11 protein-coding genes and 3 pseudogenes are annotated in these 12,330 nt (G+C 59.7%); 7 read left to right on the top strand and 7 right to left on the bottom strand.

Translation table 11 applies throughout. The annotated features are described in order from the left end of the window. Positions 1-56 precede the first annotated feature (56 nt). Together AUQ37_RS05410 and AUQ37_RS09970 are read left to right on the top strand one after the other, a co-directional pair. Positions 57-788: a DUF4198 domain-containing protein gene (locus AUQ37_RS05410; RefSeq protein WP_058747726.1), complete on the top strand. Its 732-nt coding sequence runs from the start codon at positions 57-59 to the stop codon at positions 786-788. 129 nt (positions 789-917) lie between these two features. After that, the gene (locus AUQ37_RS09970; RefSeq protein ID WP_157844297.1) at positions 918-1,076 is read left to right on the top strand and encodes a hypothetical protein; all 159 of its coding nucleotides are present in this window, start codon (positions 918-920) and stop codon (positions 1,074-1,076) included. On the opposite strand, the gene AUQ37_RS05400 is transcribed toward AUQ37_RS09970, so the two are convergent. The 7 genes and pseudogenes from AUQ37_RS05400 to AUQ37_RS05370 all read right to left on the bottom strand — a co-directional run bounded on the left by AUQ37_RS05400 (position 1,063) and on the right by AUQ37_RS05370 (position 8,160). Continuing rightward, the gene (locus AUQ37_RS05400; RefSeq protein ID WP_058747724.1) at positions 1,063-1,503 is read right to left on the bottom strand and encodes a hypothetical protein; all 441 of its coding nucleotides are present in this window, start codon (positions 1,501-1,503) and stop codon (positions 1,063-1,065) included. The two genes, AUQ37_RS09970 and AUQ37_RS05400, sit on opposite strands and share 14 nt — an antisense overlap. A 43-nt stretch (positions 1,504-1,546) precedes the next feature. After that, a complete protein-coding gene (locus AUQ37_RS05395; RefSeq protein ID WP_058747723.1) occupies positions 1,547-1,963 on the bottom strand; it encodes a hypothetical protein in 417 nt (138 codons plus the stop codon). Continuing rightward, positions 1,890-3,527 (bottom strand): MATE family efflux transporter, encoded by a 1,638-nt coding sequence (locus tag AUQ37_RS05390; protein WP_058747722.1) that lies wholly within the window; start codon positions 3,525-3,527, stop codon positions 1,890-1,892. The genes AUQ37_RS05395 and AUQ37_RS05390 overlap by 74 nt, the downstream gene beginning before the upstream one ends. Positions 3,528-3,664: 137 nt before the next feature. Further along, positions 3,665-4,575, bottom strand: a pseudogene (locus AUQ37_RS13620) (PLP-dependent cysteine synthase family protein). Between the two features lie 51 nt (positions 4,576-4,626). After that, a pseudogene (locus AUQ37_RS05380) lies at positions 4,627-5,771 on the bottom strand (trans-sulfuration enzyme family protein). Positions 5,772-5,957: 186 nt separating this feature from the next. Then, on the bottom strand, positions 5,958-7,358 hold the full coding sequence (locus AUQ37_RS05375; protein WP_058747721.1) for a methyltransferase MtaB domain-containing protein: 1,401 nt from the start codon (positions 7,356-7,358) through the stop codon (positions 5,958-5,960). Position 7,359: 1 nt separating this feature from the next. Further along, positions 7,360-8,160, bottom strand: coding sequence for a B12-binding domain-containing protein (locus tag AUQ37_RS05370; RefSeq protein WP_082662439.1), 801 nt, complete (start codon positions 8,158-8,160; stop codon positions 7,360-7,362). A gap of 251 nt (positions 8,161-8,411) precedes the next feature. On the opposite strand from AUQ37_RS05370, the gene AUQ37_RS05365 reads away from it, so the two are divergent. From AUQ37_RS05365 to AUQ37_RS13615, 5 genes and pseudogenes are all read left to right on the top strand, one after another. Next, positions 8,412-8,834 (top strand): GTP-binding protein, encoded by a 423-nt coding sequence (locus AUQ37_RS05365; RefSeq protein ID WP_058747720.1) that lies wholly within the window; start codon positions 8,412-8,414, stop codon positions 8,832-8,834. Beyond that, positions 8,756-8,998, top strand: coding sequence for a GTP-binding protein (locus tag AUQ37_RS12980; protein ID WP_255354888.1), 243 nt, complete (start codon positions 8,756-8,758; stop codon positions 8,996-8,998). Before AUQ37_RS05365 ends, AUQ37_RS12980 begins: the two co-directional genes overlap by 79 nt. A gap of 164 nt (positions 8,999-9,162) precedes the next feature. Continuing rightward, positions 9,163-9,750 (top strand): GTP-binding protein, encoded by a 588-nt coding sequence (locus AUQ37_RS05360; protein WP_058747719.1) that lies wholly within the window; start codon positions 9,163-9,165, stop codon positions 9,748-9,750. Then, complete coding sequence (locus tag AUQ37_RS05355; protein ID WP_058747718.1) at positions 9,747-10,493, top strand: hypothetical protein; 747 nt, start codon at positions 9,747-9,749, stop codon at positions 10,491-10,493. Before AUQ37_RS05360 ends, AUQ37_RS05355 begins: the two co-directional genes overlap by 4 nt. A 154-nt stretch (positions 10,494-10,647) precedes the next feature. Then, a pseudogene (locus AUQ37_RS13615) lies at positions 10,648-12,269 on the top strand (methylamine methyltransferase corrinoid protein reductive activase). The last annotated feature ends 61 nt before the right edge of the window (positions 12,270-12,330 follow it).

Raw genomic sequence — 12,330 nt, 5'->3', positions numbered from 1 at the left:
CCGGGCCCCGGCCTGGAGCGAAGAATGTTATTTATTCAAAATTAGTATTACCGCACATGGACCCCTATTACGATCAAGACCCAGAGTTCGTCAGAAGCCAGTGCAGGATGCTCTACGGCCACGAGACCTGGCTGGAGAACCCTAGAAAAGAAGACGGGAAGATCGTCATAGACGGCAACTACGGCCACCACATGGTCAACGACAGGCATATGCCGATAGACTACGCGCACGTCGCCATCTTCGACGCCAAAGGCAAGGCCGACATCAAATATGAGCAGGGGCCGGAGGACAACTGCCTCCGCGTGAAGTTCCCCGACGCCGGGGCCGGTCCGTACACCGTCTACTACACCTCGGACTCCGTGCCGTGGATCGAGAACGACGAGGGCTGGTCCCGCGGTATCAAAAGGGACTTCAGGAACGTGAAATACTCCGCAGCCTACAGTTTGGCGTGCAAGGCGATCGTCTCGGATGATGGAAAAGCACCCGATGTGCTCTTCTCCGACCTCGACATCACCGTCGATACCGCTAAGCCCAAGGCAGGTTCGAAAGTGAAGACCCAGATATTCTATGAAGGGAAACCCAAAGCGAACCTCAGAGTGAACGTCGTGAAGAAGGGCGCCTCCGATACAGTGAAGTTCACTACTGACGCTGACGGAAGGTTCGAGTTCCCTGTGGACTCCCCCGGCACCTACATGATCGCCGCCAAGTACGCCGATACGTCCAAGGCCGTCGAGGACGAGTTCGACGAGGCCGTCTACGAAATCACCCTGCTCGTCTACGCCCAGTGAAACATCTCGGGGGCCATGCCCCCGTTCCTGCATCTTCAACACAGAAACTTCAAAGAAAGAAAGGAATGCCGACGGGGCCCTAAATCACTGCAGTCTGGAAATGAGGGCCGCTCTGCCGAGGGCCTCCGCATGATGGAGGCAGCAGGTTTCTCGGATGTCTGGATCCTGAAAAATGTACAGAAGAAGGTCTTCAAGCGGAAGCGCTACGAAGAATACGGTTGGCTGAAGAGAACCTTCCTGATCTCAGGCGTAAAAAGGGAGCAAATGCCTCCTCTCATACCCTGCTGACAGTGTAAGTGTATCCATTGTGCAGGACAGTCATCTTCGCGACCGCTCCGTCAGAATCGACCCAGTATGTCGCGGTGCCGTCCTCGCTGCTTGTCGAGGGGTCCGATACCGTCCATATGCTGAGGTTCCCGTCGGTGCCGATCTGGGTATAGCCGCTCTCCGGCACTTTGCTCTCGGCGTTGATGATGATAACGTACTCATCGTCCACCGAGTCATCCCCGCACGATGCTTTCAGCGTGAATCCGATCAAGTCCTCCCAGTCGGATTCATTATAGTTCTTGTACCCGACGGTGCCGCTGCAGGCGGTTTCCGTCCCGTTATATACCGCAGTGTCCGACAGGGAGTACTCGGGGTCATCGCCGTCATCCGTCAACGACAGCATCATGTACCCCATGAGCGCCACCCCCATGCTCAGGATAACGACCACAACCGCCAGTCCGGCATACTGGGTATTCTGCATCGGACGCTTTTCAGAGCTTCATGCTGGTCCAGCAGAGCTCGCGGTTCTCCGTGTACAGGGAACCGTCCTCCTGCATCACGGTCCTGACATCCCTGAAGACGACGTTGTCCTTGCCGAGGAAGACCCTCTCGGACCTGCCACCCCCGTTGAACTCGTAGATGTTGGCATAAACATGCCCGAACTGGGTCTTGATGTTCTCCGCGCCTTTCTTCTCCAGGCCTTCGAGGCTGAAGATGTAGGAGCCGCAGTCCTTGGTGGTATGGAGCTCTCCCTTGGGAACAGCGTTGACCTCCAGTTTGACCGTTACGCTGTCGCCGTCGATCTTGGCGACAGTGTACTTCTCGATGGAGGGCTCATTGTGCGATCTCCCGCCGCGGGATGCGGTCAGCTGGTATGCGAACCATGTTCCTTCGGTAATCTCTGACATATAGCTCTCCGGAGTTCCTTAGGTAACCGCCGTTTATAAAACTGTGTATAAACAAGATGTCGGCTGGGTCATGCTGCGCAGCATTCTTCCGGATAACACACGGCGGGGAGATGGATAATCTCCCTGCCATCCGGCGGGGGATGTGCGGAACAGATTGGAATCCAACATCTGGCACATCTGCAGGACAGCGTCCGGCGAAGTTCATTCCGAGATACGGTGATGATGGTTCGCCGGGCCCTTCTCCCCCCGTCCTCAGCCGTATGCCGTATTCGGCCCAGGCGGCCATGAGCGCCACGCCGAACACTTCGCAGAGGTCGAACCCCCACCAGATGGCGTCCGGCGATACCAGGACCATCCCGCCGAACCAGAATGCCACGATGATGAGCATGTTGCGGATGATGGTGCTGAACAGCGAGGCCCTCGCCATGCCTATGGACTGCAGCAGCGCTGATGATATGTTGATGCCGGCGAACAGCACCGCCACCACCAGGAGGATCCTGGCCACGTGGATCATGTCCCCGCGCATGCCGATGGTGCTGTCATCGTAGGTGAACAGGATCACCGCCCAATCCATGGCAGCGAAGAAGATGACGGCCAGGACCAGCGTGATTGCGGCAGCGGCCTTCATGGAGTAGGCATAAGCCGCTCTGAGCTTCTCGTAGTTGCGGGCGGAGAATGCGGCTGAGGCCACCGGTACCAGAGCGCCGGCCAGGGCCACCGACGGCACCAGGATGAGGTCGACATACTTGTACGCGGTCACATAGACAGCGAAACCGTACGAGCCCCAGCAGTAGACCACGAAGTAGTTGAGCAGGAAGTTGACGCTGTACATCACATCGAGCTCCACTGTCTTCGGGATGCCGACGGCCAGGAAGTCGTCGAGGTCGTCCCTTTTCACCGGGTATTTCCTCAGTTTCACATCGGCATAGACCGATTCGGGCTTGACGAAGTACCAGTAGATGAACGGGATGAGCGAGATGGCGGTGGCCATGACGGTTGCCCAGGACAAGCCGGCGATCCCCCAGTCGAAGACGAACGTGAACAGGGGGTCGAACACTATGTTCAGCAGGGCGGCTATGACCAGGATGTACATCGATTTGCGGGACGCGCCCTCCCCTCTCAGGATACCGGCGCAGACCCCCTGCATCACGAGGATCCAGGCGCAGATGTAGAACGGGAACCCGTAGTCGCTTCCTTCGGCATAGGTATCGTCCCCTCCGACCAGTTGGAGTATGGGGTCCCCGATCAGCAGGAACACCGGGACGCAGATCAGGCCGACCGCGAGCATGAACTTCAGGGACACGGTGGCCACCCTGTCCACCCCTTCCTTGTTCTTGCGGGCGATCTTGGCCGCTATGGTAGAGGAAATTCCGATTCCGACGCCGGAACCGATTCCGACGATGATCAGGTAGAACGAGGCCACTATGCCGACGGCGGCGAGAGCGGTCTCGCCGAGCGACGAGCACCAGAAGGTGTCGACGAAGGTGTTGAGCTGCGCCACCATCAGGGACACGAACATCGGCAGTGCCATGGCCACTATCGCTTTGCGGTAGTCGCCAAGCATGGTCTTGGCATCCTGTGTCAGTTGTTTTTCGGCCGTTTCGAGTCCCTCCAGCAGACCTAAGGGCTCGGAACTATATCGTTTTTCATGAGCGACAGGGAGCGCGGCCGGCCCGGAGGACGGGCCGATGGCCGCAGACCTCAGTCACTGTCCAGGTCTCCCCAGAGGCCTTTGGAGAAATAGCGCTCCCCGCGGTCGGGGAATATGGTGACGATGTCGCTGTCCTTCACCTGCTCCGCGAGCTTCAGCGAGGCCCAGAGCGCCGCACCCGAGGACGACCCGGCCATGACGCCCTCGCGCCTCGCCAGCTCCCGGCAGGTGTCCATGGCGTCGGAGTCCCTGACCTTGATCACTCTGTCCACCAGGCTGATGTCCATGGTGTCGGCGATGAAGTCGTTGCCGATGCCCTCTATGTCGTAGTCGCCGTGCTCCCCGCCGCCGATAGTGGACCCGACCGGGTCCGCAAGGACCCCTTCGACGGACGGTTTCCTTTCCTTCAGGTACTTCACCACGCCCGTGAAGGTCCCTCCGGAGCCGCGCCCGCCACGAAGTAATCTATGCGCCCGTCGAGGTCGCGGTAGATCTCCGGCCCCGTTGTCGCATAGTGGGCGGCGGGGTTGGACATGTTCCGGAACTGCTTCATCATGTGGGTATGCTCCGGGTCCCCGGCGACGATCTCGTTGGCCTTGCGCTCGGCCCCGAGCATCCCCTCGGACCTCGGCGTGTGGACGATCTCCGCGCCCAGCGCCTTCATGATGGCCAGCTTCTCCTTGGAGAACTTCAGGGGCACCACGAACACCACCCTGTAACCGCGGTTCAGCGCCGCGAGGGCGATGCCGATGCCGGTGTTCCCGGCGGTCGCCTCGATGATGGTGTCCCCTCTGTGCAGGGCCCCCTGCGCCTCCGCGTCGGCGATCATGCGCATCCCGACGCGGTCCTTGACGGAACCTCCGGGGTTGAACAGCTCCATCTTGGCGAATATCCTGTTCCCGTTCGGGATATCGAAGTTGTTTATCTTCAGGATCGGGGTGTTCCCGATCCCGTCCTGTATCGAATTGAGGTATCTCGTATGCTCCCCTTCTCTTCCTGTTTCCGAAACAGTTCAGATCTTCGAGGCATCGAGCGCCCGGCCGATGTCCTCCAGGATGTCGTCCCTGTCCTCGATGCGACGGACAGCCTGACCAGCCCGTCGGTGATCCCGACCTTCTCCCTGATCTCCTTCGGGATCGATGCGTGGGTCATGCTCGCAGGATGGCAGATGAGGGACTCCACCCCGCCCAGGGACTCCGCCAGGGCGATGAGCTTCACCGAGTTCAGGAACTTCCGGTAATCGTAACCGGGCGCGAGCTCGAACGATATCATCCCTCCGCCGGAGCGTGCCTGGCGGCGGTTCACCTCATACCCTGGGTCTGTCGGGAGCCCCGGATAGTGGACCTTGGCTATCCTCGGGTCGGCGGCGAGATGCTCCGCCATGTACTGGGCGTTGGAGCAGTGCCTCTCCATCCTGACCCCCAGGGTCTTGAGGCTCCTGATGAGCAGGTAGGAATCGAAGGGTCCCAGGACGCCTCCCGAAGCGTTCTGTATGAACGCCAGGCGCTCCGCCAGTCCTTTGTCCTTTACCACTGCGAGCCCGGCGACCACGTCGGAATGCCCTCCGATGTACTTGGTGGCCGAATGGACCACGATGTCGGCGCCGAGATCGAGGGGCTTCTGCAGATAGGGCCCCATGAAGGTGTTGTCCACGATGGTCAGCAGCCCGTGCCTTCTCGCCGCCTGCGCAGCCGCGGCGATGTCCGTGACGGTCATCAGCGGGTTCGCGGGGCTCTCGATGAGGACAGCCTTCGCATCTGCCGTAATCTCTGATTCGAACCTCTCCGCATCCTCGGTGTGGACTATGGAGTATGTGATCCCGAAGTTGCTGAACACCTTGTCGAGGATGCGGAACGTTCCTCCGTAGACGTTGGAGGAGATGAGGATCCTGTCCCCGCTCCGGAACAGGGAGAGGACGGCGGCGATGGCCGCCATCCCGGAGGCGAACGCGAAGCCCGCGGTGCCGTGCTCCAGAACGGCGATCTCCCTCTCGAGCGCGGCCCTGGTCGGATTGCCGGTCCTCGAGTATTCGTATCCCAAGCAGCGCCCCAGCTCCGGCTGCCTGAATGTGGCGGTCTGGTAGATAGGCACGTTCACGGCCCCTGTGAGGGGGTCTTCCTTCCCGTATCCGTGGATCAGCTGGGTATCTTCCCTCAATATGATCTCCTGAGTTTCCTCAGGCTTATCAATTGTTAATCATATTAATAATTTAACAATAGATTAACCGCAGCAGGGACAGGAACGGCCGTGCAGGAATGACACGGCCGATTTAGAAGGGGAGAAAACAGCCCCCCGGCCTGAGCCGGGGGTAAAGGGTTTTGGCAATCAACTCTCGCTCAGTGCTCAGAACCCGTAGTTCTTGAGGTTGAGGTTGGGGATGGTGCCGACGTACTTGGCCGCGCACTGCTCCGCGAACTTGTCGGTCTCGGTGGGCAGGGCGTTGATGTCCGTCTTGCACTTCTCGAGGACCTCGTACTGCTTCTTGGTGAGAGGCAGGAGCTTGGAGTTGTATCCGCCCTCGATGAGCTCGATGGCCTTGAGCGCAGCGGCCCTGGACCTGAGGTAGTAGTCGTTGCCCTCGGCAGCGATGGCCTTTCCGATCTCGAAAGCGTTGTTGTAGGCGAGGATGAAGGCCTCAGGCGACCTGGTCAGGTCGGTGATGGTGTAGAGGTCCCTCAGGGTCTTGGCCTGCTTGGTCTGGATAGCGGTGTTCATCAGAGCGCACTCGTATCCGAGGGATCCGAGCCAGCACTGGACAGAGGATCCGCCGAACTCGGGGTGGTACTCGACGGACTCGTTGGACCAGGCGTCGCAGCAGGCGGCGATCAGGTTGCCCTGCAGGTCGCAGTGGGCGCACTGGCAGTTCTTACCCTCGCAGGTGATGGGCTTTCCGTCGATCGCTTTGCAGATGACTCCCTCGTATCCGCAGTCCTTGTCGGGTCCGAGCGCACCGCACTCGCGGGCCACAAGGGACCTGGAAGCGGAGATGGCGCGGGTGACCGCGGAGAAGGTCTTCTGGACATCCTGGTCGAGCATTCCGCCGGCCATGAACATGGCGACGTTCGCTCCGGAGCAGTCGGTGTCTCCGCCGGGAACGACCCTGTTCCTCTTGGCGACGTCGACCATTCCGTTCCAGACGTACTCCATGTCGTAGCAGGCGAGGTATCCGACACCGTACAGGAAGGCGACGACGTCTCCCTGGGTGACGGCGTAGTCAGCGCACTCTTTTCCGCCGACGGACTCGACGGAGAGGTTGGATGCACCGTTCTCGCAGGCGATGTCGCAGCAGGACCAGAAGTCCTCGGGGTAGGCGTGGACGGTGTCCATGCCGGTCCTGAGTCCGTGGTCGTGCTCCCTCTTGTCGGGGATGGTCTGCCTGGTTCCGGTCGCGATTCCGTACTCCTCGTGGTACTTCTCGCAGAGCTCGTTCTGGCCCTCGACGACGGGGATGGAGAGCTTGGGGTCGGACATCTGGGAAACCCACTCGGTCTCGATGAAGAGAGCAGGCATACCGGCAGTGATCGCCCTGTTGAGCTCGTCGGTGGTGATGTAGTCGCAGTACTCTTTCCTGAGGGTCTCAGGATCCTTCTCCCTTCCGGGCCTGGGGGCGTGGTTGATCTCGGGGATGACCATGCCGGCTCCGAATTTGAGGCCGTATCCCTGGGGAGAGGGGTGGACGGCGGTTCCCATGACCATGTCGTCCGCGTTCTTGTAAGCCATTGAGGTGTATTTGATCGATGCCATTTCAGTTTCCTCCCACGATGTTGTCCCAGTCTTCCCTGATCTTCTTCCAGTCGTATCCGTCGAGGATCTTCTGGGCGATGAGCGGGGTCTGAGGCGCCTTCTTGGAGTAGATTCCGAGGTCGTAGCTGTTCGCGAACTCCCTGTTGACTGCTCCTCCGCATCCCATCAGGGGGATGTTCCAGCCTTTCTTGACGAACTCGGCCGCCTCCTTGGGGAAAGCGGACATGGTGGTGGTCATCAGAGCGGTTCCGGAGACGAAGATGGGCGGGGTTCCCGCGTCCTTGAGCTCCTGGACCTTGGCGACGACGTCGGTGATCGGAACGTCACGTCCCATGTCGACGACGGTGTAGTTGGCGGCCCTCATCATGACGGCAGCGATGTTCTTTCCGATGTCGTGGGGGTCTCCCTCGACAGCGTGCATGACGCAGAGGGCCTTGGTCTGCCTTCCGCCCTGGATCTTCTTCTCGGCAACCTTGATTCCCATTTCCATGGTCTTGGCGGCCATCATGATCTCGGGGAGGTAGTACACGTGCTCAGCGTACAGCTTGGCGACGATGTCCATACCGGCGACGAGTCCGTCGTTGATGATGACGAGGGGGTCGACGCCCTTGGCGAGAGCATCGGACACAGCGGGCATGACCTCCTTGAACTTCATGTACATGACCTTCTCGGCCACGTTCTTCAGTATGGGGTCGGTCGGGAGCATTTTCTTGGCCATCTCTTCGGGAGAGAGGTCGTTCTCCAGCTGGAGATCGTAGCGGGTCAGGATTTTAGAGAAATCCACACCTTCGATGCTGATCAATTCTTCTTCCTCCAACAGGACGCTTCTTGTCCTGATGTGTAAAACATGCTGATTTCGGTATTTAATTCTATTTCCTAATGGATATCCAACACCGTATTTTTAGAATAGATTTAAATAATAGATTAGTGGAATATACATCCAATCATAAATTGTATATTGATTCGGACTGCGTTCGAAACAGAAACAGTTAAATAACGACAGGCACCGGCCCGCCGTCAACTGATTAATAATCGGTCTGCCTAATCGGATGCATGCGGATAATCATCCTGGGAGGCTTCCTGGGCAGCGGGAAGACCAGCCTTCTGATCAGGCTCGCCGCCCAGTTCACGGAGAAAGGGCAGAACGTTGCCATAATCGTCAACGAGTCCGGATCGTCCGGGGTCGACGGCGAGACCCTGAAGCAGCGCGGGTATGATTCTTATGAACTCCCCGAGGGCTGCATATGCTGCACCCTGGCGGGGTCCCTGCAGGACACCATCAGGCAGATCGAGAAGGAGAGGTCGCCGGACGTCATCATCATCGAGCCCACCGGGCTCGCCATGCCTGGAAAGGTAAAGGAGATGGCGGAGCAGACAGCGCCGGGGAGGAGAAGGACATCGTCATCGGCATCGCCGATGTTCAGAGGTTCAAGGACCTCATCAAGAAGAGAGAAGGATTCTTCGTCGAGCAGATGAAGGGCTCGGACTTCATACTCATCAACAAATCCGACCTCGCAGGGCCCGGGGACATGGAGAGCGCGATGGCCTGGCTGTCAGAACGCTTCCCCGAGACCGAGGTCATCCCGGTGTCCGTCAAGACCGGCGAGAACCTCGGCAGGGTCTATGAACTGATGGCCTGAACCGTCCCGCCCTGCCCCTCCTCCCTACTTATAGGATAAGAATAGAATATAGGAGGTATGGGAACAGCCAGGTACGGCCGGATCGCAGGCCGTCCTGCATCCCGTACTACCACTGTTATGCGGTCAGAAAACTCTATTTATACTTCTTTTTATTAGTTTCGGGTATGATTGTCTACATCATCGGCGGCTTCCTCGGAAGCGGAAAGACCAGTCTGCTCATGAGGCTCGCCACCATGCTCGGCCAGAAGAAGGAGAGGGTCGCGATCGTCGTCAACGAGTCGGGCGAGATCGGCGTCGATGGGGCGACCCTCAAGGCCCAGGGATACGATGCCATCGAGCTCCCGCAGGGATGCATCTGCTGCACCCTCGCCGGGACCCTCCAGAACGCGCTCAGGAACATCAAGAACGACATCGACCCAGACATCATCATCATCGAGCCGACTGGGCTCGCTCTCCCTGGGAAGGTCAAGAACCTCGTCCGCTCCTCCTGCATCGACGAGGACAAGGACGTCGTCATCGGCATCGCCGATGTGCAGAGGTTCCACGACCTGGTCACCAAGAGGGAGGACTTCTTCACCGGCCAGATGCGCGCCTCGGACTTCATCCTCATCAACAAGTCCGACCTCGCGAAACCCGGGCAGATCGAGGAGGCCTCCGCCTGGCTCCATGAGCGCTTCCCCGAGACCAAGGTCATCCCGGTGTCCGTCAAGACCGGGGACAACCTCGACAAGGTCTACGAGATGATAGAATGAGCGAGGAGCACGAGCACCATCACGAGAACTCCATCGAGGAGGCCGGGGGCGCCGCCGCCGGCTTCACCGGGAAGATCTTCAACTTCAACACCGACGCCGAAGCGAGGCTCGCCGATGCCCTGATGGCCGTCGGAAAGTACGTCCAGGGCGAGTCGGGCTGCCTCCTCGGCCACATCAAGGCCGCAGTCTACAAGGACGACGGCACCGGGATAACCCTGAACCTCATCGACATGGACAACGGGGTCGAGCACCACGGCACCATGGCCCGCCAGGACGAGGTCAAGTTCAACTTCATGTGCGCCGTCCTCGACGTCGACGAGCACGAACTCACCCATGTCATGCTGCATGCCATCGATGATTCCGGGCTCGACTACGCCATCGACCCGGAATCGCTGAAGCATCACCATCACCACCATCACCATGACGGGGATGAGGACGATGACCATGATGAGGACGAAGAGCATGAGCATCACCACCATGACGATGATGAGGAAAAGCACCATCACGGATGCTGCTGCCATGATGACGATGACGACGACCATGATGAGGACGGGCACCACCACCATGACGGTTGCTGCTGCCATGATGACGAGGACATGAGCTCCCTTCTCGACGAGAACGGGAAGCTGAGGCCCGACCACCATCACGACCATCATGATGAGCACGAGCACCACCACCATGACGATGATGATGAGGAAGAGCACCATCACGGGTGCTGCTGCCACAAGCATCATGACGAGTGACAGCCAAGTCCCTAATCAGGTCCGCAAGAGCCAGACATCCTAAATAGGATGAACTGTCCTCTAAGTAGTGTTAAACGACTTCGGCCGGCTCTGCGCCGGCCGCGGGGGAAAACCGTTTCCGTGCCAACCGGCGGCACATCAAGAAGGAGTCTCTATGAGCATAGGAATCGCCATCGATGTAGGAACATCAGGCAGCAGAGCGCACGCCATCGACCTGTCCAACAACAAAGTGCTGAAAACCGTCACGACCGAATGCCACCCCCTGCCTGGCGCCAACGTGATGGACCATCTCACCTTCTGCATCAACAACGGCAACCAGGTGGCCCATGAGATCCTCATCGACACCGAGAACAAGGTCATCAACGCGCTCGGCATCGACAAGCACCAGATCGAGAAGGTTTCCATCTGCGGCAACCCGATCCAGATGTCCCTGTTCCAGGGGATCCCCGTCGACGACCTCGCCTTCGCAGGCGAGAACGCCAAGAAGGCCAGGGGGATCAAGGAGCAGAAGAGGGATGCGGGAGTGTTCTCCGCCGTCGACGTCGGCCTCGACGTCCCCGACGGCACCGAGCTCTACGTCCCGCCGGCGATCAGGCACGAGATCGGTGCCGACGCCCTCGCCATGATGTACAAGTCCGGATTCCTGGAGCAGAAGGCCAACTGCATGGTCACCGACTACGGTACCAACGCCGAGATGGCCCTCAAGGTCGGCGACGACATCTACACCGGGTCCGCCGCCGCGGGTCCGGCCATGGAGGGGCAGTCCATCCGCTGCGGGATGCTGGCGGCCCCCGGCGCCATCAGCGACCTCGAATACGATTTCTCGTGGAGATGCAAGGTCCTCGATGACAGCATCTCCCCCCAGGACGGAGACCTCATCAACTTCGCCCTGGAGCAGGAGATGGAGAAGGGCCCGATGGACGGCAAGGCGAAGGGGATCACCGGGACCGGCGTCATCGCGGCCGTGGCCGTCGCCCAGTACGAGCACCTCTGGCGGAAGGGGCAGCTCACCACCTCCGACGGCAGGATGCACCTCCAGGACGGCATCTACGTCGATTCCCACGACATATCCGAGGCAGCCAAGGCCATTGGCGCCATGAGGCGGGGCATTTCACCCTCCTGGAACATGCCGGTATCAAGTTCGACGACATGCACACCATGTACATGGCGGGCGCGTCCGGAACTTATGTGGATGCCATGAAGGCCCGCGACGTCGGCCTCATACCCCCGACCTCGACCGAGATCTACCAGTGGGGCAACACCTCCCTGGCGCTCGCCGAGGACGTCCTGAGGGACCCGGAGCTCCTCGACAAGCTGCAGGACATCGCCAACGGCATCCGCGCCAACCACGTCATGTTCGCGTCGGACCACGTCTTCGAGCAGATCTACATGCAGGAGCTCTCCTTCTGGGAGGAGGGCATGAGCCTCGAGGAATACAACAGGAACAACGCCGTCGAGGGCATCCAGGCCCTTCCGAAGGCCCGCGGGCACGCCAACGTCCACCGCATGGTCACCAGGGACATCCAGGACCTCGGAGTGAACGGCCTCACGATCATCCACGACATCGGGACCCAGCTCGTCGGGAAGATGGACGGCTGCACCGTCTGCAGGAAGTGCGAGAGGAACTGCCCCGAGAAGGCCCTGACCATCTCCGACGACGGAGTGGCCACCGTGCAGACCAAGAACTGCCTCGGCACCGCCTGCTACAGGTGCGAGCGCGAGTGCCCCTCCAAGGTGTTCAAGTACGGCACCCTGAGGCTGGCCGAGAAGGCCTGAGGGCCGGGGAGGCACCGCCTCCCCCGGCAAACCGTTTCTTTTTTTTTTTTTTTTTTAAGAT

The sequence above is a fragment of the Candidatus Methanomethylophilus sp. 1R26 genome (genome assembly GCF_001481295.1).
GTDB lineage: Archaea > Thermoplasmatota > Thermoplasmata > Methanomassiliicoccales > Methanomethylophilaceae > Methanomethylophilus.
Note: the sequence above shows the minus strand (reverse complement) of the source record. Positions and strands in the feature narration are given on the sequence as shown.